This window comes from Pedococcus sp. 2YAF34, from assembly GCF_052114585.1.
Taxonomy (GTDB): domain Bacteria; phylum Actinomycetota; class Actinomycetes; order Actinomycetales; family Dermatophilaceae; genus Pedococcus.
Genome location: NZ_JBFRFA010000098.1, coordinates 1 through 474 on the forward strand (window position 1 = coordinate 1; position 474 = coordinate 474).

The 474-nt window shown below is 72.4% G+C and carries 1 protein-coding gene; it reads right to left on the reverse strand.

Annotated features, from left to right (window positions below):
- Positions 1 to 474 (reverse strand): cysteine desulfurase family protein (locus tag AB4Z02_RS19050; RefSeq protein ID WP_441972932.1); only part of this gene is annotated, 474 nt, incomplete at both ends.

The window sequence follows — 474 nt, forward strand, 5'->3', positions numbered from 1 at the left end:
CAGCCGCAGCATCCGCCCGCTCCTTCCTCCCCGCCTCGCTGAGCCGGATCGCCGCCGCCAGCCCCACCGCACCGGCAACGTTCTCCGTGCCCGACCGTCGCCCGCGTTCCTGGCCGCCGCCGTGGATGACCGGCTCGAGCGGAATCCGCCCCCGCACGAACAGCGCGCCGATCCCTTTCGGCGCCCCCAGCTTGTGCCCGGAGATGCTGAGCGCATCGACCCCGAGCGACGCGACGTCGAGGTCGAGCCAGCCCGCGGCCTGCACCGCATCCGTGTGAAAGGGCACCCCGCGTGCATGCGCGATCGCCGCCAACTCGGCCACCGGCTGCACCGTGCCGACCTCGTTGTTCGCGAGCATCACGCTGGCGAGTGTCGTGTCGTCGCGGAGGGCGGCCGCGAAGGCGGCCGGGTCGACGAGTCCCGTCGAGTCCACCTCGACGACCGTGGTCTCGAAACCGTGGATGCGTTCCAGGT